At 56.4% G+C, this 21,391-nt stretch carries 24 protein-coding genes and 1 riboswitch; of the genes, 4 read left to right on the top strand and 20 right to left on the bottom strand.

The annotated features are described in order from the left end of the window. Positions 1 to 4: 4 nt before the first annotated feature. The 20 genes from pduW to pduA form a co-directional block, all read right to left on the bottom strand. Positions 5 to 1,219 carry a propanediol utilization propionate kinase PduW gene (gene pduW / locus ABVN44_RS02405; RefSeq protein WP_023231309.1) on the bottom strand — a complete coding sequence of 405 codons (1,215 nt, stop codon included), beginning with the start codon at positions 1,217 to 1,219 and terminating at the stop codon, positions 5 to 7. Continuing rightward, entirely contained in the window at positions 1,204 to 1,656 is a 453-nt protein-coding gene (gene pduV, locus ABVN44_RS02400) for a propanediol utilization protein PduV (protein WP_000826272.1), read from the bottom strand. Before pduV ends, pduW begins: the two co-directional genes overlap by 16 nt. Before the next feature lie 4 nt (positions 1,657 to 1,660). After that, positions 1,661 to 2,011, bottom strand: a complete 351-nt coding sequence (pduU, locus tag ABVN44_RS02395; protein WP_000441103.1) for a propanediol utilization microcompartment protein PduU — start codon at positions 2,009 to 2,011, stop codon at positions 1,661 to 1,663. Continuing rightward, complete coding sequence (pduT, locus tag ABVN44_RS02390; protein ID WP_000075777.1) at positions 2,011 to 2,565, bottom strand: propanediol utilization microcompartment protein PduT; 555 nt, start codon at positions 2,563 to 2,565, stop codon at positions 2,011 to 2,013. Before pduT ends, pduU begins: the two co-directional genes overlap by 1 nt. Positions 2,566 to 2,567: 2 nt before the next feature. Continuing rightward, entirely contained in the window at positions 2,568 to 3,923 is a 1,356-nt protein-coding gene (gene pduS / locus ABVN44_RS02385; protein WP_023231310.1) for a cobalamin reductase PduS, read from the bottom strand. After that, the gene (gene pduQ, locus ABVN44_RS02380; RefSeq protein ID WP_023231311.1) at positions 3,920 to 5,032 is read right to left on the bottom strand and encodes a 1-propanol dehydrogenase PduQ; all 1,113 of its coding nucleotides are present in this window, start codon (positions 5,030 to 5,032) and stop codon (positions 3,920 to 3,922) included. Before pduQ ends, pduS begins: the two co-directional genes overlap by 4 nt. A gap of 11 nt (positions 5,033 to 5,043) precedes the next feature. Further along, positions 5,044 to 6,438, bottom strand: coding sequence for a CoA-acylating propionaldehyde dehydrogenase PduP (pduP, locus tag ABVN44_RS02375; protein WP_023202805.1), 1,395 nt, complete (start codon positions 6,436 to 6,438; stop codon positions 5,044 to 5,046). Next, the gene (gene pduO, locus ABVN44_RS02370) at positions 6,435 to 7,445 is read right to left on the bottom strand and encodes a two-domain cob(I)yrinic acid a,c-diamide adenosyltransferase PduO (protein WP_023231312.1); all 1,011 of its coding nucleotides are present in this window, start codon (positions 7,443 to 7,445) and stop codon (positions 6,435 to 6,437) included. The genes pduP and pduO overlap by 4 nt, the downstream gene beginning before the upstream one ends. 9 nt (positions 7,446 to 7,454) lie before the next feature. Further along, positions 7,455 to 7,730 carry a propanediol utilization microcompartment protein PduN gene (pduN, locus tag ABVN44_RS02365; protein ID WP_000549825.1) on the bottom strand — a complete coding sequence of 92 codons (276 nt, stop codon included), beginning with the start codon at positions 7,728 to 7,730 and terminating at the stop codon, positions 7,455 to 7,457. A gap of 3 nt (positions 7,731 to 7,733) precedes the next feature. Next, positions 7,734 to 8,225 carry a propanediol utilization microcompartment protein PduM gene (gene pduM / locus ABVN44_RS02360; protein WP_048348872.1) on the bottom strand — a complete coding sequence of 164 codons (492 nt, stop codon included), beginning with the start codon at positions 8,223 to 8,225 and terminating at the stop codon, positions 7,734 to 7,736. Beyond that, on the bottom strand, positions 8,222 to 8,854 hold the full coding sequence (locus ABVN44_RS02355; protein WP_023231315.1) for a phosphate propanoyltransferase: 633 nt from the start codon (positions 8,852 to 8,854) through the stop codon (positions 8,222 to 8,224). The genes pduM and ABVN44_RS02355 overlap by 4 nt, the downstream gene beginning before the upstream one ends. Next, entirely contained in the window at positions 8,854 to 9,336 is a 483-nt protein-coding gene (gene pduK / locus ABVN44_RS02350) for a propanediol utilization microcompartment protein PduK (protein ID WP_077248383.1), read from the bottom strand. Before pduK ends, ABVN44_RS02355 begins: the two co-directional genes overlap by 1 nt. A 3-nt stretch (positions 9,337 to 9,339) precedes the next feature. Beyond that, the gene (gene pduJ / locus ABVN44_RS02345) at positions 9,340 to 9,615 is read right to left on the bottom strand and encodes a propanediol utilization microcompartment protein PduJ (RefSeq protein ID WP_001057755.1); all 276 of its coding nucleotides are present in this window, start codon (positions 9,613 to 9,615) and stop codon (positions 9,340 to 9,342) included. Positions 9,616 to 9,633: 18 nt separating this feature from the next. Further along, the gene (gene pduH, locus ABVN44_RS02340; RefSeq protein WP_000377969.1) at positions 9,634 to 9,984 is read right to left on the bottom strand and encodes a propanediol dehydratase reactivase beta subunit PduH; all 351 of its coding nucleotides are present in this window, start codon (positions 9,982 to 9,984) and stop codon (positions 9,634 to 9,636) included. Next, entirely contained in the window at positions 9,974 to 11,806 is a 1,833-nt protein-coding gene (gene pduG / locus ABVN44_RS02335) for a propanediol dehydratase reactivase alpha subunit PduG (RefSeq protein WP_023231718.1), read from the bottom strand. Before pduG ends, pduH begins: the two co-directional genes overlap by 11 nt. Positions 11,807 to 12,012: 206 nt before the next feature. Further along, positions 12,013 to 12,534 carry a propanediol dehydratase small subunit PduE gene (gene pduE / locus ABVN44_RS02330; RefSeq protein ID WP_001090599.1) on the bottom strand — a complete coding sequence of 174 codons (522 nt, stop codon included), beginning with the start codon at positions 12,532 to 12,534 and terminating at the stop codon, positions 12,013 to 12,015. Between the two features lie 14 nt (positions 12,535 to 12,548). Beyond that, positions 12,549 to 13,223, bottom strand: a complete 675-nt coding sequence (gene pduD / locus ABVN44_RS02325; protein ID WP_000405048.1) for a propanediol dehydratase medium subunit PduD — start codon at positions 13,221 to 13,223, stop codon at positions 12,549 to 12,551. 10 nt (positions 13,224 to 13,233) lie between these two features. Further along, the gene (gene pduC, locus ABVN44_RS02320; protein ID WP_001256899.1) at positions 13,234 to 14,898 is read right to left on the bottom strand and encodes a propanediol dehydratase large subunit PduC; all 1,665 of its coding nucleotides are present in this window, start codon (positions 14,896 to 14,898) and stop codon (positions 13,234 to 13,236) included. 18 nt (positions 14,899 to 14,916) lie between these two features. Continuing rightward, positions 14,917 to 15,729 carry a propanediol utilization microcompartment protein PduB gene (pduB, locus tag ABVN44_RS02315; protein WP_000097492.1) on the bottom strand — a complete coding sequence of 271 codons (813 nt, stop codon included), beginning with the start codon at positions 15,727 to 15,729 and terminating at the stop codon, positions 14,917 to 14,919. After that, positions 15,726 to 16,010, bottom strand: a complete 285-nt coding sequence (pduA, locus tag ABVN44_RS02310) for a propanediol utilization microcompartment protein PduA (protein ID WP_001183618.1) — start codon at positions 16,008 to 16,010, stop codon at positions 15,726 to 15,728. Before pduA ends, pduB begins: the two co-directional genes overlap by 4 nt. Positions 16,011 to 16,534: 524 nt before the next feature. Between pduA and pduF the strand changes: the two genes are divergently transcribed. The 4 genes from pduF to cbiB all read left to right on the top strand — a co-directional run bounded on the left by pduF (position 16,535) and on the right by cbiB (position 21,390). After that, complete coding sequence (gene pduF, locus ABVN44_RS02305) at positions 16,535 to 17,329, top strand: propanediol diffusion facilitator PduF (protein WP_001000023.1); 795 nt, start codon at positions 16,535 to 16,537, stop codon at positions 17,327 to 17,329. A gap of 216 nt (positions 17,330 to 17,545) precedes the next feature. Then, a complete protein-coding gene (gene pocR, locus ABVN44_RS02300) occupies positions 17,546 to 18,457 on the top strand; it encodes a regulatory protein PocR (protein WP_023231719.1) in 912 nt (303 codons plus the stop codon). A 325-nt stretch (positions 18,458 to 18,782) separates the two neighbouring features. Next, a riboswitch (cobalamin riboswitch) is annotated at positions 18,783 to 18,958 on the top strand. A 96-nt stretch (positions 18,959 to 19,054) separates the two neighbouring features. Beyond that, a complete protein-coding gene (locus ABVN44_RS02295) occupies positions 19,055 to 20,434 on the top strand; it encodes a cobyrinate a,c-diamide synthase (RefSeq protein ID WP_023231720.1) in 1,380 nt (459 codons plus the stop codon). Further along, a complete protein-coding gene (cbiB, locus tag ABVN44_RS02290) occupies positions 20,431 to 21,390 on the top strand; it encodes an adenosylcobinamide-phosphate synthase CbiB (protein ID WP_000153654.1) in 960 nt (319 codons plus the stop codon). The genes ABVN44_RS02295 and cbiB overlap by 4 nt, the downstream gene beginning before the upstream one ends. Position 21,391: the final 1 nt, after the last annotated feature.

Below are 21,391 nucleotides of genomic sequence, written 5' to 3'. Positions count from 1 at the left end.
CCTCTCAGGCTGGTACACAAAGCCCTTCCGAGGCCGGTAGCGCAATGCGCATAACGTCTTGTGCGATCATTAACTCTTCGTTGGTGTTGATGACGGCGACTTTCACCAGGGCGTTCTCCGTCTGGATAAATGTCGCATTACGCTGATTTTTCTCTTCATCAACGGCTAAGCCTAAAAATTGCAAATTATGGCAAACCGCCGATCTGGCGCGCGCTGAGTTCTCGCCAATTCCCCCAGTGAATACCAGCGCATCCAGTCCTCCCATTTGCATAATATAGCTGCCAATGGTGGCGCGAATGCGTTCGGCAAACAGAGTGAGAGCGAGTTTAGCCTGCCGGTTACCGGTATTGGCTGCCTGTTCGACATCGCGGTAATCAGACGACACGCCAGAAACGCCCAGCAAGCCTGACTCATTATTTAATAACTGATTCAACTGTTGCGGCGTTTTGCTTTCGCGCTGGGCTATCCACGGCAGAATAGAGGGATCAATATCTCCGCTACGGGTGCCCATCATCACGCCTGACTGCGGCGTAAAGCCCATCGACGTATTGACCGAACGCCCGTTCTTGATGGCGCAGATGCTGCTACCGTTTCCAAGATGACAACAAATCACCCGTAATGCGCTGAGTGGTACGCCCAGCTTTTCCGCCAGAACGCCGCTGACATACTTATGGCTGGTGCCATGAAAGCCATAACGGCGAATCCCCAGTTCCGCGTAATAATGCCAGGGAAGCGGGTAAATATAGGCGGGTTCATCCAGCGTCTGGTGAAATGCCGTATCAAACACGGCTACGGAAGGGGCATCAGGCAACAGTTGACGAAAAACGTGAATACCCAACGCGTTTACCGGGTTGTGAAGCGGGGCCAGTTCAGCAAGACGTTCGATTTGCGCTAACGTTTCATCCGTGACCAGCGTCGAGTCTTTAAAAAACTCACCGCCGTGCGCCACACGATGGCCCACCCCATCAATGTCCCGCAAACTGTTAATGATTTGATAACCCAGCAGCTTTTCCAGAAGCAGCGTTACCGCATCGCGATGATCGGCAACGGGGACGGTTTCCTGCCATTTTTGGCTGTGCGTCTTAATTGTCACCTGCGCATCCGCCATATCGATACGCTCAATCAGCCCCTGACAGAGCATGTCGCCCTGCGGCATCTCCAGCAGCTGAAATTTTAACGATGAGCTACCGGCGTTAATGGCCATTATTTTGTAAGACATAAAGGTTCCTTCGAATTCAGAAAATCCAGCACGGCGTCGAGACCCGAATTATTCAACGCGCTGGTAATAAAAATCTGCCGGGCGCCAGCCTGCGTAAGCCATTCCGCAACCAGCGAAATACGCTGCGGGTCGGCGAGATCGGCCTTGGTGACCAGGCCAATCGTCGGGCGGTTCATCGGGGCGGTAAACCCCGGAGAAAAGGGCGACCACTGGGCGTCGGCGTTCAGCACCAGGGCGATAACGTCGGCCTCGCAGGCGCTGGTCAGCAGGGCGCTATACAGGCAGCGGTTCTCCAGGTATTCGCCCGGCGTGTCGATGGCCATCGGCGACCATTCAATGGCCTGGGTTTTCTTATAATGGAGCGCTTCGCCGCGCAGGCTTTGGGTCAGCGAGGTTTTTCCGCACTGGCTGGGGCCGATAAACATCAAACGCTTCATGACGTTACGTCCGGGTGATCGAACAGGTGGTGAACTGCATCATTTCGCCCAGCGTGCGCGTTACCTGCTTGAGGGCATACTCGACGGCGGAAACGTCGCCGGTCAGCACCACGGCACCGGTAAAGCGATCGAGAAAACCAATTTCCACCGCGCCGGATTTAGTGGCGATATCGCAGGCGATAATCGACGCCTCGCTGGGCGTAATGGTAAGGATGCCAATGGCGGACACCGCATCCTGCAGGCCCAGCTTCTTAAATAAATCTTTTCCCGGATTAGCAATCAGGTGCGCGAGGGTGACCTGTTTTCCAGGAACGTATTCCTGAATCATGCGATCCGTTGTCGGTTGTCTTTCCATTATCCCTCCACCATCTGTCGCCACATGGCTTCATGCGGGCGCGGGATCACCGAGCGGTAAACCAGCAACCCTTTCTCGCCCGCGCTTTCGCTGGCAACCGTCACGGCGTTATTGACGTCAGAAACGTCGCCCGCCACCACCATGTAGCATTTACCGCCGATGCCGAAGGCCATATGCACTCGCACCAGGGTGACGTTTGAGCCTTTTACCGCCCGGTCTGCGGCGCTAATGCAGGCCGCTACGCTCCAGGTTTCGACGATGCCGACCGCCTGGCGCTTATCGACGCTGTTCAGGCCGCTGATGGCCGGAAGTACGCTGGGATGAATATTTGCCAGCACCAGGCTGTCGACGAGCATCTCGCCGGCCTGCGACGTACCGGTTTCAATGGCCTGCTGGATAGCGCCGATATCACCGCCCAGCATCAGTAAAAACTTACCTGGGCAGATGGTCTTGCTGACCAGCAGATTAACGTTGGCGCTTTTCAGCATGGCATCACCAAGCTCCATGCCTTTGGCGATGCTGGTGAGTTCTAAAATTCCTATAGCCTGAGACATGGTTAACCTCTTACAACCGTGATGGCCTGTTCGCTGATGGCCGAAACAATGCCGTCGATGCTGGCGTGAATGGGTGCGCCGAGCGCGCCAGGCGGGATATCGGCAACGCATTGCCCGCGCGTCACGCGCTCGCCGACGGCAACAGTCGGTACTGCGCTGGCACCAATATGCTGGCGCAGCTGCAAAGTGACTTTTTCTACTGACGGCTCTTCTTCAACCAGCGGCGCTTCCTGGTACCAGGGGCTTAGTCCCAGTTTGGCGATCAGCCGCTTCACCGGCACCAGGCGATATTTCGCCATTTCGTCGGCCGGATTCAGCGGCCCTTCGTAGCGCTGGTTTTGCGCCCGCAGCTCGCGTTTTAACATGCGGTTGATGCGCATCGGCGAGATCCCCACCGGGCAGGCCACGCTTTCGCAAACGTTGCATTCCGAGCAGGTAAGGGCGCTCAGCAGCAGCTGCGGCGTGGCGGCCTGGTGAAAGTTCACTGCCCGCACCAGCAGGTGCGGAGAGAGTTCGTGGCCGATCAGGTGTCGCGGACAGAGATCGGTACACAGTCGGCACTGTTCGCAGACGGTGCGCGCGACGGAAAGCACCGTGCGCTCGTCCTGCATTCTCCGCTGGATAAGCGGATGGCTTTTGGGGAGCACCAGCAGGCCGCCGGTAGTTTTCGTCACCGGGTTATCAAGAGAGGTAATCAGGCCACCCATCATCGGGCCGCCGTTAATAAAACCAGGGGCGTCGACCGTTGCGCCGCCCGCCAGCGCCAGCACTTCATGCAGTGACATGCCGATAGGAACGGTAACGGTCAACGGTCTGGCGACCGCGCCGTTCACGGTCAACGTGCGACGAGTGACCGGAAACTGCTGCTCGACCGCCCGGGCAATATTCAGCACCGTTTGCACGTTATTGACGACCACGCCGACGCTGGCCGGTAGCGCAGCCGGGGCGACCCGGCGGCCGGTTGCCATCCAGATAGTCAGCACCTCATCGCCCGCAGGATAAACATCCGGCAGGATATGCAGGCGGATACCGGCTGGCAGCTGCGGGGTGAGCGCGTCGATGGCCCGGCGGTATTTTTCTTTCAGGGCTATCACCCCTTCGCGCGCGCCGGTTGCCGTCATCGCGTACTGCACGCCGCGAACAAGACGCGCGGCCTGCTGCCACATCAGTTGCTGGTCAACTTTGAGCATCGGTTCACACTCGGCGGCGTTCACCAGAAAAATCTCTACCTGCGCCTGTAGTTTGACGTGAGCGGGAAAACCTGCTCCGCCCGCGCCGACAACGCCCGCTGCGCGGACGCGCTCGCGAATTTCATCAGCGCTATAAGACATTTCAACGACGTTGACGGCGGTACTCATAGCAGTTCCTCCAGCAGTTCCCGAATGGCTTCGGCATTGGCCGGGCGCGGGTTAGTGCGCAGCGTAACGTCAGCCAGCGCAGCCTGCACCATCGCCGGAATACGTGCGGAAAAGTCGGATCTTCCTTCTTTAAGCGCAACGGCCAGTGAGGGAAGGGCGCAGCGTTGCTTAAGCAGTTCGATTTGCTGAATCAGCGCATTGATTGCCGCAACGTCATTGGCTTCTGCCGGGCAAAAACCGCAGGCTTTGGCCATCCGCGCGTAGCGTTTGGCGGCGCGCGGAACTCCGGCGTTAAAACGGATCACCGTCGTGAGCAGCAGCGCATTGGCCAGCCCGTGCGGCAGATGAAACTGTCCGCCAAGCTGGTGGGCTATCGCGTGGTTAAGCCCCAGCCCCGCCTGGCTGAAGGCCATCCCGGCGAGCGTTGAAGCGTTGTGCATTTTCCCGCGCGTCGCCACGCAGTCGCCTTTTTCCACCGCCGTGGGCAGATACTGGAACACCAGTTTGGCGGCCTTTTCCGCCAGCGCGTCGGTAAAGTCGCTGGCGTGCGGTGACACCCACGCTTCCAGGGCGTGGGTCAGCACGTCCATACCGGTGTTGGCGGTAATCTGCGGCGGTACGCTGACCACCAGCTCCGGGTCAAGGATCGCCATATCCGGATACAGCGCATTGTTGAACAGCGGGTACTTGATGCCTTTATCCGGGTCGCTAATTACGCAGGCGCTGGTGACTTCCGAACCGGTGCCGCTGGTGGTCGGGATCGCCACGCAGGTTTCGATGTTGATTCCGCTCTGCTGGCTAAACCAGACAATCGCTTTCGCCGCGTCCATTGCCGAGCCGCCGCCAAAACCAATTACCACCTGCGGCTGCAGGGCCTGCATTTGCGCAATGCCCTGCACCACGGTATGGATGGTGGGGTCCGGCGTTATCTCGCTAAATACGCTGATGCGGTTATCTGCGGGCAGCGCGTTACGCAGGGTATCCAGCAGCGGAGAGCGCGCCAGAAAACCATCGCAGATTATCCAGATGTGCTTATTGGTAAAGCGCTTGAGCACCGCCAGGCTGCCCTGACCGCTGTACAACCGCGTTTGTAGTGAGAAGGTATTCATCGCGACCTCGGTTAGCGAATAGAAAAGCCGTTGGTCAGCACGCAGCGCCGGGAGCGGGCAAAAGTACGCGCTGACGTGGTCCCTTCACCGGTTGGCGTGGCGATAGTGAAGGTGGTAAAGCCTTCGCCGCCGACGCCGATCCCGGCATAGGAGGGGCCGTTTTTGACGAATATCGAGGTTTGCAGCGTGCGGGCCGCGAGGTTCAGGCGCGACACGTTCTGCGAGTGCATGATAGCGGTGTGATGCAGCCCCTCTTCAACCTTCAGCGCCAGCGCCAGCGCGCTATCGAAATCGCTGACTTTTACCACCGGCAGCATCGGCATCAACTGTTCGCTGGTGACCCACGGATCGTCAGCGTTAACCAGCGCAATCAGCAGACGCGGCGCTTTTGCAGGGACAGCGATCCCGGCGGCTTCCAGCATGGCCGATGGGCTCTTGCCGACCAGTTTTTTATTCGCCTGGCCTTCTGGCAGGCAGGCGGCGCGGAGTTTGTCGGTATCGGCAGGGCTTAGCAGCAGCGCACCGAAGGTTTGCATTTGCTGCACCAGACGCTCGGCGACGCTCTCCACTACGATCAGGCTCTTCTCGGCAATGCAGGGCAGGTTGTAATCGAATGACGCGCCGTTAATGATATCTTCTGCCGCTTTCACCAGGTCTGCCGTTTCATCGACGATGCAGGGCGGGTTACCCGCGCCAGCGCCAATCACCTTCTTACCGCTCTTCATGCCCATTGCTACAATGCCCGGGCCACCGGTAATTGCCAGTACTGCGATTCGCGGGTGGGCCATCATCTGCTGGGTTGCTTCGAAAGTCGGTTCAGCCACGGTCACCACCAGATTGCGGATGCCGCAGCAGCGGAAGGCAATCTCTTCAATCAGGCTAATCAGCTTCAGAGAGACCTTTTTCGCCCCCGGATGCGGGCTAAAGTAGACGCTGTTGCCCGCCGCCAACATGCTGATGCTGTTGTTGATGATGGTTTCCGTCGGGTTGGTGCTCGGCGCGACCGAACCGATAACGCCAAACGGCGAGTATTCAAAGAGTACCATGCCGCCGTCACCGGTCAGCGCGGTGGTGGTGAGATCTTCTACGCCCGGCGTGTTGTCCAGCGCAGCCTTGTTTTTGAGGAATTTATCTTCTTTGTTGCCCATCCCCGTTTCATTGGCGCTCTCTTCCGCCAGGGTCGCCAGCAGTGGAGTCAGCTCCTGACGCATCGCGCTGATAATGGCGCTGCGGGTTTTTAGCGGGCACTGCTGATAACGTAAGAACGCCTGGTGCGCGGCGTCGATGGCCTCGCTCACGGACTGGAAAATCCCTTTGCCCTGAGGCTGGGCCGGCGTTTGTGCCGACGTGGTTAATTGCTCGCTAAGAATGGTGCGAATCAGGGTTTCGAGTTCAGAAGTATTCATTGATGAGTTCCCACGTTAATAGCCGCGATGGCGGTCTGTGCTATGTCCATGTCCTGCTCAACGCTGCCGCCGCTGATGCCAAGACCCCCAATTAATATGCCGTCGCGCCACAGGGCGTAACCGCCGCCAAAGGTGACCACTTTTCCCTGTAAATGACTTTCCAGACCGTAAAGCGCGGCGCCCGGCTGAACGACATCGCTCAGCTCATGGGTCGCCGTTTTCATCGCCACTGCGGTCCATGCCTTTTTCGGCGCCAGCTCGCTGCTGACCAGCAGGGCGTCCGGCATCCGCCAGGTCACAGTTTCCGTGCCGTGCGCGTCAACGATGCTGACGACTACCGGAACCTGCAGTTGCTGCGCGCGTTCAACGGCAGCGCGGGTGAGCTGGTGCAGATCGTGGAATGAGAGGGCCACGGGCGTTGTCTCCTTGCTGCGGGTCGGCTGGCTGGCAGCCAGATAGCGCTTGCTAACTTCACGGATGATGTTGACCTGGTGCGCATCGCTATCTTCCGCGCGGGCCAGGGCGTACAGGCAGTCCGATAAGCGGTTGATGTAGCGCATCAGCACCTGGCGTACGTTGACTTCAGTTGCCAGTTCAACCAGACGGCGTTCGGCGCGGCGCGCCAGCGTGCGGGCAAAATGTAAGCGGCTCGCGGCTTCGCAGCGTCCGGGTAAAATAAAGCTGTGCAGCGGTTCGACGCGGGCCATTGCCCGATCGATAGCGGCTTCCAGAGCCGAAATCTCTTCGCTGCTGATGTAGAGCTGTTTGGGCGACGGCTGCTCGCTGTCGCTGGCCAGCTCTGCGCTAAACCAAAAAAGTTGCTGCTGGATGGCCTCGAGTAAGGTGCGGTGATTTTCATCCGCAGCGGCGCAGGCGCACAGGCTCAGCGCGGCGTTCAGCTCATCCAGCGTGCCGTAGGCTTCAACCCGCGGGTGGGTTTTGCTCACCCGCTGGCCGGTAAACAGTGATGTGGTGCCAGCGTCACCTGTTCGGGTATAAATCGCCATAACCGCCCCTTAACGCGAAAGCGTATCTACAATGCCGACAACGGCGAGGTCGATGGCCTCATTTGGCCCGGAAAAAACGTGCCTGGCGCTGGAGCCGCCGCTGAGCAAAACCAGTTCGCCGACGCCCGCGCCGACGGAGTCCACGGCCACTTCATCGCCGGAGGTAGGCGAGGCGGGGAGTTCGCCATCGGCGCTGACCCGACGCACCAGCAGCAGCTTTTTCCCAATCAAAGAAGGTGATTTTTGCGTGGAGACAACCGCGCCCGTGACTCGTGCCAGATGCATGATTTACTCCTGCTTAATTAATTGAATATTCCGCGCATTGGCCGCGTCACGCGCCATGGCGGTCACGATGCATTTGCGGTGGACAACCACACGCCCCCGGCTTAGCAGCGCGACATCGCGATAGCTCAGCACCGAACCCGCATGCAGAACCAGCGGCAGTCCGTGCTCATCGGTGAATACCAGCGGCAGACGAGCCAGTTTTTTTACCGGGATAACCGGCAGCAGCTGGCTGTGCAGGCTGAGCTGTACGCGGATGCCAAACGCCAGCGCGTCGTGAATTTTCCGGGCGGCGGCATCGTCGGTTTCTGCATCCGCAAGCTGACCCAGCAGCGGCAGGTCGACGAGCAGGATGCGCAGCGACGCGTGCTGACAGAACAGCGCTGGACAGTCGGCATCGCGAAGCTGCGTAACGCTCAGCGTCGCCGTGCTCTGGGCACGGCGCTGCAGTCGGGAGACAATCTCCTCGACAATGCGCTGCAAAATTTCGCCGTTCATCGCGGGCCTACCAGCCGGGCAAAGGCATGCGGGTTATCGGCACCAGCGGCGTTGGCTTCATCGGTATCAATGTGCATTTCGAGGCGCATGTCCGGTGAAACGCGAATCGCCACGTTGTTGAAAATCAGCCCGCGATCGTCGCCTTCAATCGCCACGGAGACCATATCGCCGTGGGAAACCCGCAGGATCAGCGCATCAAGCGGCGACATATGGATATGCCGCTGCGCGACGATAACCCCGGAAGGCAGCTCCAGTTCGGCAAAGGGGCTGACCAGGCGGATGCCCGGCGTCCCCTTCAGGTTGCCGGACATTCTCAGCGGCGCGGAAATCCCCAGCGTTCTCGCATCGGTACGCGAAATTTCCACCTGGCTTACCGAGCGCAGCGGGCCGAGCAGGCGCACATTTTTGAGCTGCCCTTTCGGTCCCACCAGGGTGACGGTTTGCTCCGCAGCGTATTGTCCCGGCTGCAGCAGCGCTTTTTTTTCGCTGATGGGATGGCCGGGAAACAGCTGCTCATAATCCTGCGCGGACAGGTGGATATGACGGTTTGAGACGCCCAGCGGAATAGGCCGCTGGCGCATCTCGTCGAGAACTTTACTGACCGTTGATTGCAGAAGCTCTTTATCCATTACGCTTCACCTCGCTTGCCGGAATGAATGCAAAGCGTACGAGGTTCGCCCTTCTGGCGCGGACATTTTGGATCCAGACACAGATTGCAGCTGACCAGTTCTGATTCCTGCGGGGCCTCTTCTGCTGGCGCTTCAGAAACGACAGCAGCTATCTCTGACGCTTCAGGCTCAGGTTCAATGACGGAGGGGGGAGGCGTTTCTGCGAGCAGGATCCCTTCTCCGGGCCTGGCGATAACCTTGTGGGCCACCAGGCCATTCCGCTGTTCGGCGAAATGCGCACCGGTGGTGATGGCCGCCTGCACGGAGGCCACATCACCGGTAATTTTAATCACCATCCAGCCTGAACCATTGGTCTTTTCGAGGGCGAGCAGCGTGATAGAAGCGGATTTCGCCATGATATCGGCGCAGCTGATAGCCAGTGCCAGACCACAAACTTCAAGTAATCCCAGTGATTGCTTCACGCGGTGCTCCTTATTCGCCATCGATTAGGCTGATTTCGGTAAAATGGCCTCAACATCACTGTGCGGACGCGGGATAACGTGGCAGGATTTCACTTCACCCACGACGCTTGCCGCCGCGCTGCCTGCATCTACGGCTGCTTTAACCGCGCCGACATCGCCGCGAACCATGACGGTAACCAGGCCAGAACCAATTTTTTCGTAGCCCACCAGCTGTACGTTGGCGGATTTAACCATTGCATCGGCGGCTTCAATGGCGCCGACCAGCCCTTTTGTTTCAACCAGTCCCAGTGCGTTATTCATACTGCCGTTCTCCTGTGATTAAGCATGGAGATCCCGAAAGGGGATCCCTTTTACCAGCCGTGCCGCGTTATTACCGGTGTTGCGTTGGGCCTGACTGTCCTGATGATGCATCAGCGTAAAAAGCGGCGCCGATGCGGGTAAATTCTTGTAATGCACGACCAGCGAGTGTCGATCGCAGGCAATGCCAACCAGCAGCGGCGAGCTGCGCGCCGCCTGCCAGGCGCTGTCAACGACATCTCCAGCCGGGTGATGCTGAAGCAGGAAAGGGATGCCTTCCTCTTCAATGCCCAGCAGCACTTCGTGCCAGAGGCTGGCGCAGTCGTTGATAACGGTAATGACGATGGCCGGGGCGCTGTGATTACTGTCCATGCGCAAACTCCTTGTGCCAGGAGAGAATCAGGCCGGTGGCTACCGCGTTTCTTGGGCCTTCGCTGCCGCGAATATTTCCTCGCCCGGCGACCAGGCGGTAGTGCGCCAGCGCATCGGTGACCAGCTGCGGAACTTCGAAATCCAGCGACGAGCCGCCGACCAGCACCACGAACGGAATATCGCGAATGTTGCCGGTTGGACTGACCTGGCGCAGCGCGCGCAGCGCGTTGGTGACAAAGACGCGCTCTTTGGCGCTGCGACGAATGGCGCGCACTTTTTCCAGCGCTAAGTCGCCGGGAAGCGGTACCAGTTCGTCCGGTTTCACCACGCAGACGCGGGCGAACACGGCGGGAGGCAGCGGCGTCGGGAAGAACTGGACGCTGCCGTCCTCGTGGCGTAAGTGGAACAGGCTTTCGACCTTAGCCAGCGGGTATTTTTTGATCTCTTCCGCCAGATAGCGGTCTTCCAGCCCCAGTTCGCGGGCAATAATCATCGTGACCATGTCGCCTGCCCCGGCGAGATGGGTGGCGATGATTTCACCTTTAGGGTTGATGATGGAGGCATCGGTGGAGCCCGCGCCGAGGTCGAGGATCGCCAGCGGTCGGGTGGTACCCGGCGTGGTCAGCGCGCCCAGAATGGCGGCTTCAGCCTCAGCGCCGCCGATCTGCACGTCGATATTAAGCTTCTGCTCAATTTCACGGGCAATCATCGCCATCTGCAGACGGTCTGATTTCACCATCGAGGCGATGCCGACGGCCTGCTCCAGCGAGAACTCCCCGGCCAGACCGCCGGTGACGCTCACCGGAACCGAGGTGTCAACGGCCAGAAGATCCTGAATGAAAATCTCGCTGCTGGGCTTATTGGTTAGCTCGGCCATGGTCTGGCGTACGTGCTCCAGCATGCCGCCGATATTGGTCCCGGCCTCGCCGGTGACGTTGTCGAGCTTGCCGCAGCCGTCCACCGCTTTCATGATAGCTTCGGCACAGGCGGCAACATCCACGCGCACGGTACGACCCTGAGCCTGCAGCTCCAGGTTACCGGCGGGTATTGCGCGCGCTTTGACGTCTCCGGATGGCGTTTTAACGACCACGGCGGAACGGTTGCCAATCAGCGCGCGCGCCATCGGGACGATGTTTTTCGTCTCATCGGCGTTGAGGTTGAATACGGTGGCGATGCCGTAAGGGTTGGAGAGGGTTTCGATAACCTTCCCCGGCACGGCGACTTCAATCGCCGCCAGCATCCCCAGCGGAATGCGGTCGATGTACAGAACTTCGTCAACGATCGGTAGCGATTTTTCCAGCCGGTTGCTGACCAGTACGCCATCGTCGCGCTGCAAAATGACGCCGGTAATCTGGTATCCGGCGCGCATTGAGGCGTTGATAACATTGGCGATGTCGGCAAAATCGAATGCCGATGACACCACCAGAATATAGGACGAGTCCGCCGGGCGGGTTAACAGCTCCTCCGGCGTAATCGTGATACCCACACCAAGGCCTGCTCCGCCCGGCGTTTTTGGGTTATGGCCGATCATTGTCGATTCGGTGATGATGGTTTCGGTAATGGTTTCCATCGCCACATCGCCAATCACCGGCGTGGCTTCGTTAATGCGGATGAGCGAAATATCGCTGACATTGATCCCCGCGCGCTTTGCGACGAGGGCGAGCGCTTCCTGAATGCCGAACACGTTACGCAACGTGCCTTTGATCCCGGTGGTTTCCGCCAGCGCGCTGTGGGTGATTGTCAGTGCGCCAGTCTCATCTTGCCGCGCCAGGGCGACTTCCGTTGATGAGTTACCGATGTCAATGCCAGCTATATATCGCATCGTATATCCTTTTTCTCGTCGTACTTCAAACTGCCTTTTTGTTGGCTGCGTTCTTTCACCCGAATCACTTACTACAGTAAGCTCATCGGGGTTATGAGGGACATCCCTGTCCCTCACTAAAGCCAGCCTATGGCTGTTCAAATTCGTTCCAGACGAATTTGTCACTCACTTGCCGCCTCAATGCATCTCGAATTACTTAGAGAAAGCTAATCGTCGCCTTTGAGTTTTTTACGCTCAACGTACAGCCCTGCTGCTTCACGAACGAAAGCTGCGCAGATCTTCGCCTGATAGCGGTTTTCGAGATCGTCGGCGATAGCCATCAGCTCTTCTTTCGTCGAGCGATAGGGGCGAAGGGCGTTGTAGATTTCAAGAATGCGATCGTCCGGTACCGCGGTCAGTTCGGCGGCGCGTTCGAAGTTCATCGCCAGCCGGTCGCGGCCCGCATCTTTGGCGATAGACGCCTGTAAGCGCAGGGTTTCCGGGGTAATACGCATATCCTGAGCGGTGACTTTATTGCTCAGCACGTTTTCCAGCGTAAAGTCGTCCAGCGTTTTATTGGTGGCGGTTTTCACCCATTCCGGGTGTTTGTTCGCCAGCGGGTAGTCGCTGACCTTTGCGCTGCGGGACGTGCCGCCTGCCGCAGGAGCCGCTGCTGGCGCATCGCCCTGCAGGCTGTTCATGCGGCTCAATACGTCCCGGACCATCGATTCAATTGCGTCGGTATTCATGGAGTTATCCTTTATCAAAGCGCCACGCGCAGTTCCTGCGGGTTTTTGCCCGTCACGACGTACTTGGTCTCTTTAATGTGCAAAATGGCCGACTTTGCCTGGTACTTCGGGCGTGCCATCTGGTCATTGAGCGTAGGGACCGGCTGCGGTGATTCGCGTTTCGCATAACGGGCGGCGTTTTTACCAATCTGACGGTAGGTTTCCAGCGTCAGCAGCGGTGCCTGCGGGAACAGCTCCAGGTTGGAGAGCGGCGGTAGCCCCTGCTGGTGGATAACCGTAGTACCTTTCGACTGGATGCCGATGGAGATGCCGGATCCGCTCAGGCGGTTACCTTCAACGGCGACGAACGCCACGTCGGAAGATTTAAAGCAGCGAATCACGCGCGCCTTGATGCCTTCTTCTTCAATACCGGCAATGACTTCGCGCAGAATGCTCTTATGCGGTAAGCCGACGATATTGACGGTTTGCGCCAGGCCAAATGCCGGGCCGACGGCGATAATGACTTCATCCTGCTGAGTGCCCTGGCGCGCTTCGCCCACTTCGGTCAGAAAGCCGTCGCCCGCAGGCGCAGCGGTCTGTGGTGCTGTGGATGCCGCAGGCGCATTAAACGAGACGGGTTTATCGCTGCCCTTCATATCGCGGAGCACGTCTTCAATTATCTGGCGCAGCAATTTTTCATTAATTTCCATTTCTCACCCCTTAATCAATCTCGTTGGGATCAAGAGCGCCAGGGATGTTTTTAATCTCTTCCCAGCGTTCTCCCTGCAGGCGATAACCTGTTGCCGGACCGGCATAGTCATTGACGTCATTAACCGCAGAGAGCACTTGTCCGTCGCCGACGATAATGGCGGAGGTGTGCAAATAGTCGCCGGTTAGCTTGGCTTTCTGGATGTTGAGCATGTCCTGGGCCACGTCGGTAAACCCGCCCTGCGCCAGCGCTTTAACGACTTCCAGACCGTTGCGGTTTTTATTGATGATTTCCTGGGCGAACTTGATGTCTTCGACGATGTTACGCTCCGGCATATCTTTCGAACCGTGGGCATAGGTCGCGGCTTCAACTTCTTCATCGGTAATCGGCGGTAGTCCCATTCCGGCAAACACGGCCTGCAGCGCGCGGGCGGCTTTGTTACGGATGGCGATAACGTCCTCTTCGCGAACCGGGCGCAGACCACCGTCCACTTTCAGGTCACGCTGGATAACGTTGTAGTCGTCAAAGTCTTCCGCATCTTCGTTGGAACCGGCGAACATGTTGTCGTAGTTCGGCACCGCGGAATAACCGGAGGAGATAAAGTCGGTACCCGGCAGGAACTGCATCAGCAGGCGCGCGGTACGACGCATATCGGAGTGGGTGAAGGTCTGGTCGTTACTGGAGGCGCATTCCAGATCCAGCGAAGAGCAGATCAGGTTTTCCGCCAGCACGGCACGAATGCCTGACGGCACGGCAGACGGTACGCCGATACAGCTTACGGAGCCGTTTTGCAGCCCCTGAACGCCCGCGGCTTTGGTGATATAGATGCAGCGCGCTTCCAGATACAGCATGGATTTGCCTTCGGCGTAGCCCATCTGCACTTCGGAGCCAGAACCGGAGGTGAAGCGCATTTTCAGGCCGCGAGAGGCGTAGGAAGAGGCTAAGAAGCCCTTCGACCATGGGGTATCGTCACCGTCGGTGAAGACCGGCTCGGTGCCGTAAACGGAGATGGTTTCGGCGTAGCAGGTGTGGCCCAGCATGCCGAGCTTCAGCTCGGTGGCTTCTTCCAGGGAGCACTGCGTCAGTACGCCCGGACGACCAACCTGAGAGCCGACCAACAGCGCGATGGCGTTGAACGGCGCGTAGCGTGCTACCGCAACCGTGGTTTCTTGTTCGTCAAACCCGCGCCATGCGCCTTCGGCGGCGTCGGCGGCGATTTGCACCGGGTTGTCTTTAACGTTGGTGACGTGCGCCTGCTGAGACGGCGTGCGGCGAGCGCGCATTTTCTGCATCGACATCATCATTTCGACGACGTTCATATGCGAAACCACTTCAACAATTTTCGCCGGGGTCATGGCGGTGGTCAGCGGAACGATTTCGCTGCGCTTGACGTTAGGATCGCAGAGCATATTAGCCAGCTTGACCGAATCCATCGCCATCACTTCTTCGGCGCGGTTCAGGTTGATGCCGTAGCGGGCGATAAAGTGGTCGATCAGGTCGAATTCGCTAACCGGTTTTCCGTCCAGCTCGGTTACCGCGCCGTTAACGATTTTAATCGACGGTTTCGGATCGTTCGGGCTTTCCATTGCGATAAAGCCTTCTTCGATCCACTCCTTAACAAAGCCGTCCTGATTCACAGGGCGTTTCGCCAGTGCTTCAAATCTTTTCGATCTCATGAATCAGCCTCGTGGGTATCAGATGTAGGACGGGCGATCGTTTTTCGGTTCAGAACCGAGGGTCGCAAGGACGGTTTTGCCAATTTCGCGGGCGGAGGTCACCGCCTGACGAACCGCGCCGGAGTCGCCGGAAATCACCAGAATGGCTTCGTTACTAAAGCTGGTGCCGTGCGCCGGCGAGCTGTACGCCACGACTTCAACGTTGGCTGACTTCAGGGCGGTATCGGCCATCAGTACGCCGACGGAAGCCGGAGCGCCGACGATGACGCCGCAGGCACGGCCAATCGGCGCGCCGAACGCTTTTTCCAGGGCGTAGCTGGCGCGAGCGGTGTACTGCAGCTCGATATGCCCGGCTTCGTTGCCGTAAACATCGCCGAAGGTGCGGTCCAGCTCTTTCAGCGCGACTTCGATACCGCGCTTGACGTCGGACACGTCGTTACCGCCTAAAATAATCAGCGAACCGTGGCCCGCGCCGCCTTTGGTATCGCGCGGCAGCTCAATGCTGACCACTTCGGTGTTGGTGGCTTTCACCGCTTCGTCCGCCGCCATAATGTGCGGGCCTGCGCCGGTGCGGGCGCCGAGAATACCGATGGAACGATAGCGCTTCTCAAGCTTCATCGCGTCCAGCAGGGCGGCATCGACGTTGGCGATAACCAGGCCCAGGGTATCGCCAATGGCGGTCCCGACAAATTCCGTTAAACTGCAGCTTTTTTCTGCCATAGCCGTCTCTCGTATAGGTTGGGGTTGACCAGGGATGGCCTGTTGTTCCGGCGTTGCCACACGGGCAATCACCTGCGCCATGATCTGTTCCACCAGCTCATTGCTGCTCATTGGCTAATTCCCTTCGGTAAGATTTTTTCTACATCGGTGTGAGGGCGTGGGATGACGTGTACGGCTTTCACTTCACCCACGTTGCGTGCGGCTGCGGCACCTGCATCGGTGGCCGCTTTGACCGCGCCAACATCGCCGCGCACGATGACGGTTACCAGCCCGGAGCCAATCTTTTCATAGCCCACTAACATCACATTGGCTGACTTAACCATTGCATCAGCGGCCTCTATGGCTGCGGTTAAGCCTTTGGTTTCTACCATTCCTAGTGCTTCTTGTTGCATAAAGACCTCGCATGGAGTGTTCCGATAGTTGGGACTATAAGAAGATGCGAGGAAAAAGAATGGCTGACTTGCTGTTGAGCATCAGAAAATAATGGGAAAGCAATATGACTAAATTGCCTTTTATTTTTATAACTCATTGATAATCAATATTTAATTTATTATTGTCTATATGATTATTTTGTTTTTATTATTTCATTTTTACATTTTTGTTAGTGACGAGAGTATTTTTATTTGATATGGCGAAAGACGCAAAATGTGATGTTTATTCGAAATTGATAAGTTGGCTTGTGCAATATTTTATTATTTCCACAGGCGTATTTTATAGCTCAAATTTCCCGTGTGATGGGCTGATAAAAATATCGGAAAAGCAAAATTTTGCTATCGCAACACGATTTTTCCGGAAGGCAGGCCCGCAGGTTGCCAACAATTTACAGGCGGCACTTTTTATAGTGAGGTTAGCTGTACACTACCGCCAGCCGAAACTTGCGCTGGCCAGGACACGAACTTTGCTCAGAAGGTGTCACATGAATGATTCTCTAAAGGCGCAATGTGGTGCGGAATTTTTAGGCACCGGACTCTTTTTGTTTTTTGGTATCGGTTGTTTGAGCGCGCTCAAAGTCGCAGGCGCCAGCCTCGGATTATGGGAGATTTGCATTATTTGGGGGCTTGGGATTTCACTGGCCGTTTACCTTACGGCCGGCATCTCCGGCGGACATCTTAACCCTGCGGTGACGATTGCGCTGTGGCTGTTTGCCTGCTTCCCCAAACAGAAAGTATTGCCTTATATTATTGCCCAGTTTGCCGGCGCTTTTGGCGGCGCTCTGCTGGCGTATGTGCTTTATAGTAGCCTTTTTACTGAATTTGAGACTGCGCATCATATGGTGCGCGGTAGCGTCGAAAGTTTGCAATTAGCCAGCATTTTCAGTACCTATCCGGCCGCAGCGCTAAATGTATGGCAGGCTGCGTTGGTGGAAGTGGTCATTACGTCGATTCTGATGGGCATGATCATGGCATTGACGGATGATGGCAATGGCATTCCTAAAGGGCCGCTTGCGCCTTTGCTTATTGGGATATTGGTTGCCGTTATCGGCGCGTCTACTGGACCCCTTACCGGTTTTGCAATGAACCCGGCGCGTGATTTCGGTCCCAAACTGTTCACATGGTTAGCGGGGTGGGGGAACATGGCGATGAGCGGTGGGCGAGAGATCCCTTATTTTATCGTGCCGATTGTCGCGCCTGTTATCGGCGCCTGTGCCGGAGCAGCCATATATCGCTATTTTATTGGTAAGAATTTACCTTGTAACCGCTGTGAACTGTAAGAAAATGCGAACCAGATTCACAGCAATGATGTATCGTAAAAACAGGTGAGATAATTTCGTGATCTGCTTTCACGAACTGATCAAAACGTCTCCCGGCAATGGGAGACTTTTGATATTGTCATTGTACTTTTTATCAGGGCCAGGATAATGCTAATAAAAAGTGAATGTAAATAATGTGTTTTGTTTATAACAATAAATTAACTGAGGGGTTTTATCATGATTTCTGCGAGCGCTCTGAACTCAGAACTCATTAATAAAATCGCACAGGATTTTGCACAAGCCACCGGTCTGGCGGTTGTGGTTGTCAATATTCATGGTGATGAAATATCTGAGCTATTCAATTTCACGCCGTTTTGTCAGTTGATGCGGCAGCATCCCCAGCATAGTACACGTTGTCGTATGAGCGATCGCTGCGGGGGACTGGAGGCATCGAAGTCCGATCAACCCTGTATTTATCGTTGTCATGCCGGTCTAACGGATTTTTCTATTCCGCTGGTAATCGCAGGGCATTTAGTTGGCTTTGTTTTATGCGGGCAGGTTCGTTTAAGTAATGACGTGGAGCTGGTAAACATTCTTAATGTCGACGATCGCTGGCAGGCTGATCCTGAGCTCTTGAATGAATTTCGGAATGTGCCAGAGATGGACTATTCACGCGTTATCGCTTCCGCCGATCTTCTTAAACTGATAGTTGAGAATTGCCTGAAAAAACAGCTCAATTTCATGGTTATCAAAGACAATCCGCAGCAATCGGAGGCAAATAAAACCACTCGTGGTCCCACTCCGCATGACAGTAAAATGAAAAAAGCGCTTCGCTATATTGATGCGCATTTGTCCGACGATCTTCGTCTTGAGGATGTCGCCTCACATGTCTATCTCAGCCCCTATTACTTCAGTAAGCTATTCAAGAAATATCAGGGAATCGGATTTAATGCGTGGGTAAACCGCCAGAGAATGGTTAGCGCCAGAGAATTGCTTTGCCATAGTGACTGGAGTATTGCCAGTATTGCGCGTAATTTAGGCTTTTCGCAAACCAGCTATTTTTGCAAAGTCTTCCGCCAGACCTATCAGGTTACGCCGCAGGCTTATCGCCAGCAGATAAATGAGAATTCTCATCCTCCATCGTTATGAATAGCAATATTTTGCTATTGCCGATTTTTGATAGTCTTTTGTATCTTAATCATTTCAGAAAGAAAATTTATCTGGTGTAACAATAAATTGTCATAGCGCAACAAAATAATAAAATTTAGGGCATAAACTGCACCAGTTTTTATTTTTGTGATGAAGTACAGTGTCAGGAAAGATAAGTTTTATTACGCTTTGTCGATACGTTTTATCGTCAATATACCGGTAAGGATGAGTAGATTAACGTCAGATGAGCAACCGCTCAGGCTATTGCTCACAGAAATGTAAAACGTAGCACATTATTAATTGCCGTTATGGGTGTGCCGTACAGCCATAACGTAAACCAACAGGTTTGCCACATTTGTGGTAGGGAAGGGGGTGAAAATCCCCCGCAGCCCCCGCTGCTGTGATGCTGACGACCCCGTAAAGACCACTGATCGCAAGATTGGGAAGGACGGGCGAGGAGGACGCTAAGCCAGAAGACCTGCCTGTCGGTGATAACCAACAACTTCGGTGGGAAGTGGGTTGCGAAGACGCGTACAGTCGAAAGGCTGAACATGCGCGTACCTGTATACCCCTACCACCCTGAACAGGATCAGGGTAATGGCGGCAAGGCATCACGCATTTATTCTTGCAGGCACAGGAAGCGGTTGCGGCAAAACCACGGTGACGCTTGGTTTGTTGAGGCTGCTGCAAAAACGCGCGCTGCGCGTACAGCCGTTTAAAGTTGGGCCAGATTACCTTGATACCGGCTGGCATACCGCTATCTGTGGCGTGGCGTCCCGTAATCTTGACAGTTTCATGCTTCCTCCTCCTGTTCTCAACGCCTTATTTTGCGAACAAATGCGGCAGGCGGATATCGCTGTCATTGAAGGGGTCATGGGGCTGTATGACGGCTATGGCGTCGACCCCAATTACTGCAGCACAGCCGCGATGGCCAAACAGCTTGGTTGCCCGGTCATCCTACTGGTGGACGGCAAGGCTGTTTCAACGTCGCTTGCGGCTACCGTTATGGGATTTCAGCACTTCGACCCGACCCTCAACCTCGCGGGCGTGATTGTGAATCGCGTCACTAGCGACGCCCACTATCAGCTCCTCAAAAATGCCATTGAACATTATTGCTCACTGCCGGTACTGGGGTATGTCCCTCCTTGCGACGACGTCGCATTACCTGAACGCCACCTGGGGTTGATTACCGCCAGAGAATCCCTCGTCAATCAGCAATCATGGCATGATTTTGCCGCCTCGCTGGAACAAACAGTGGATGTGGATGCGCTACTCTCGCTGAGCGTGTTATCAGCGCTTCCGACGGGAATGTGGCCTGAGCGCCCCGATAACACAGCGGGGGCAGGGCTGACGCTTGCTCTGGCGGATGATGAGGCCTTTAACTTTTATTATCCCGATAACATCGATTTTCTGGAGCGTGCCGGCGTTAACATTGTGCGTTTTAGCCCACTGCATGACCGCGCATTGCCTGATTGTCAGATGATCTGGCTGGGCGGTGGATATCCTGAATTATACGCCGCGGATCTGGCGGCAAATACGGCGATGTTAAAACATTTGCGGGCGGCGCATCAGCGCGGCGTGGCGATTTACGCGGAGTGTGGCGGTCTGATGTATCTGGGGAGCACTCTGGAGGATAGCGGTGGGGAAATTCATCAGATGGCGAATATTATCCCCGGTCACAGCAAAATGGGTAAGCGACTTACCCGCTTTGGCTACTGTGAGGCGCAGGCTATGCAGCCAACGCTATTGGCGGCGCCTGGCGAGATAGTGCGCGGCCATGAATTTCACTACTCAGATTTTATCCCCGAAACACCCGCCGTTATGGCCTGTCGTAAGGTTCGCGATGGCCGCGTGTTACAGGAATGGACTGGCGGCTGGCAGACAGGCAACACGTTTGCCAGCTATCTGCACGTCCATTTCGCCCAGCGTCCGGAAATGTTGCAGCACTGGCTGGCGGCGGCGAGGCGCGTATTATGACGATTCTTGCCTGGTGTATCGCCTGGGTGTTGGATTTTATCATCGGCGACCCTCAACACTGGCCCCATCCGGTACGCTGGATAGGCCGTTTAATCACGTTTGTGCAGCGTATTGTGCGTCGCTATTGTCCCGGCGATAAAGCGCTGCGGATTGGCGGCGGCGTAATGTGGGTTGTGGTTGTCGGGGCGACCTGGGGCGTGGCATGGGGCGTACTGGCGCTGGCGCAGCGGATTCACCCCTGGTTTGGCTGGAGCGTCGAAGTCTGGATGATCTTTACCACGCTGGCCGGACGCTCTCTGGCCCGCGCCGCGCAGGAGGTTGAACGACCGTTACGGGAGAACGACCTTGCGGAAAGCCGAATAAAACTCTCCTGGATCGTCGGGCGCGATACGTCACAACTTCAGCCAGCGCAGATCAATCGCGCCGTGGTGGAAACGGTTGCAGAAAACACCGTTGACGGCATTATCGCGCCGCTCTTTTTCCTCTTTCTCGGCGGCGCGCCGCTGGCGATGGCCTACAAAGCCGTCAATACCCTGGATTCAATGGTGGGCTACAAACATGAAAAATACCGGGCGATTGGTATGGTCAGCGCCCGTATGGACGACGTAGCGAACTATCTTCCTGCCCGACTGAGCTGGCTGTTGCTGGGCATTGCGGCAGGACTGTGTCGCCTGAGTGGTTGGCGGGCGCTACGTATTGGCTGGCGTGACCGTTATAACCACAGTAGCCCAAATTGCGCCTGGTCGGAAGCGTGTGTGGCCGGCGCCTTAGGAATCCAGCTCGGCGGCCCAAATAACTACTTTGGCGAGCGTGTGGACAAGCCCTGGATAGGCGACGCGCAGCGCGATATTTCCGTGGACGATATTTCCCGAACGATTCGATTGATGTGGGTCGCTTCAACCCTGGCGCTGGCGCTGTTTATTGCGGCGCGGTGCGGGTTATCTGGCGTGGCCTGAG

This window comes from Salmonella sp. SJTUF15570 (assembly GCF_043357055.1).
Classification (GTDB): Bacteria; Pseudomonadota; Gammaproteobacteria; order Enterobacterales; family Enterobacteriaceae; genus Salmonella; species Salmonella enterica.
The sequence above is the reverse complement of the archived record's forward strand: the minus strand, read 5'-3'. Positions and strand labels throughout refer to the sequence as shown.

Bases quoted from the DNA above. Each gene is read 5' to 3' on its own strand.
- pocR (WP_023231719.1), top strand. From the start codon at position 17,546: ATGATTTCTGCGAGCGCTCTGAACTCAGAACTCATTAATAAAATCGCA.
- pduV (WP_000826272.1), bottom strand. From the start codon at position 1,656: ATGAAGCGTTTGATGTTTATCGGCCCCAGCCAGTGCGGAAAAACCTCG.
- pduQ (WP_023231311.1), bottom strand. From the start codon at position 5,032: ATGAATACCTTCTCACTACAAACGCGGTTGTACAGCGGTCAGGGCAGC.
- pduD (WP_000405048.1), bottom strand. From the start codon at position 13,223: ATGGAAATTAATGAAAAATTGCTGCGCCAGATAATTGAAGACGTGCTC.
- pduE (WP_001090599.1), bottom strand. From the start codon at position 12,534: ATGAATACCGACGCAATTGAATCGATGGTCCGGGACGTATTGAGCCGC.
- pduJ (WP_001057755.1), bottom strand. From the start codon at position 9,615: ATGAATAACGCACTGGGACTGGTTGAAACAAAAGGGCTGGTCGGCGCC.
- pduC (WP_001256899.1), bottom strand. From the start codon at position 14,898: ATGAGATCGAAAAGATTTGAAGCACTGGCGAAACGCCCTGTGAATCAG.
- pduK (WP_077248383.1), bottom strand. From the start codon at position 9,336: ATGGCGAATAAGGAGCACCGCGTGAAGCAATCACTGGGATTACTTGAA.
- pduG (WP_023231718.1), bottom strand. From the start codon at position 11,806: ATGCGATATATAGCTGGCATTGACATCGGTAACTCATCAACGGAAGTC.
- pduS (WP_023231310.1), bottom strand. From the start codon at position 3,923: ATGAGTACCGCCGTCAACGTCGTTGAAATGTCTTATAGCGCTGATGAA.
- ABVN44_RS02355 (WP_023231315.1), bottom strand. From the start codon at position 8,854: ATGGATAAAGAGCTTCTGCAATCAACGGTCAGTAAAGTTCTCGACGAG.
- pduH (WP_000377969.1), bottom strand. From the start codon at position 9,984: ATGGACAGTAATCACAGCGCCCCGGCCATCGTCATTACCGTTATCAAC.
- pduT (WP_000075777.1), bottom strand. From the start codon at position 2,565: ATGTCTCAGGCTATAGGAATTTTAGAACTCACCAGCATCGCCAAAGGC.
- pduP (WP_023202805.1), bottom strand. From the start codon at position 6,438: ATGAATACTTCTGAACTCGAAACCCTGATTCGCACCATTCTTAGCGAG.
- pduF (WP_001000023.1), top strand. From the start codon at position 16,535: ATGAATGATTCTCTAAAGGCGCAATGTGGTGCGGAATTTTTAGGCACC.
- pduM (WP_048348872.1), bottom strand. From the start codon at position 8,225: ATGAACGGCGAAATTTTGCAGCGCATTGTCGAGGAGATTGTCTCCCGA.
- ABVN44_RS02295 (WP_023231720.1), top strand. From the start codon at position 19,055: ATGGCGGCAAGGCATCACGCATTTATTCTTGCAGGCACAGGAAGCGGT.
- pduO (WP_023231312.1), bottom strand. From the start codon at position 7,445: ATGGCGATTTATACCCGAACAGGTGACGCTGGCACCACATCACTGTTT.
- cbiB (WP_000153654.1), top strand. From the start codon at position 20,431: ATGACGATTCTTGCCTGGTGTATCGCCTGGGTGTTGGATTTTATCATC.
- pduB (WP_000097492.1), bottom strand. From the start codon at position 15,729: ATGAGCAGCAATGAGCTGGTGGAACAGATCATGGCGCAGGTGATTGCC.
- pduN (WP_000549825.1), bottom strand. From the start codon at position 7,730: ATGCATCTGGCACGAGTCACGGGCGCGGTTGTCTCCACGCAAAAATCA.
- pduW (WP_023231309.1), bottom strand. From the start codon at position 1,219: ATGTCTTACAAAATAATGGCCATTAACGCCGGTAGCTCATCGTTAAAA.
- pduA (WP_001183618.1), bottom strand. From the start codon at position 16,010: ATGCAACAAGAAGCACTAGGAATGGTAGAAACCAAAGGCTTAACCGCA.
- pduU (WP_000441103.1), bottom strand. From the start codon at position 2,011: ATGGAAAGACAACCGACAACGGATCGCATGATTCAGGAATACGTTCCT.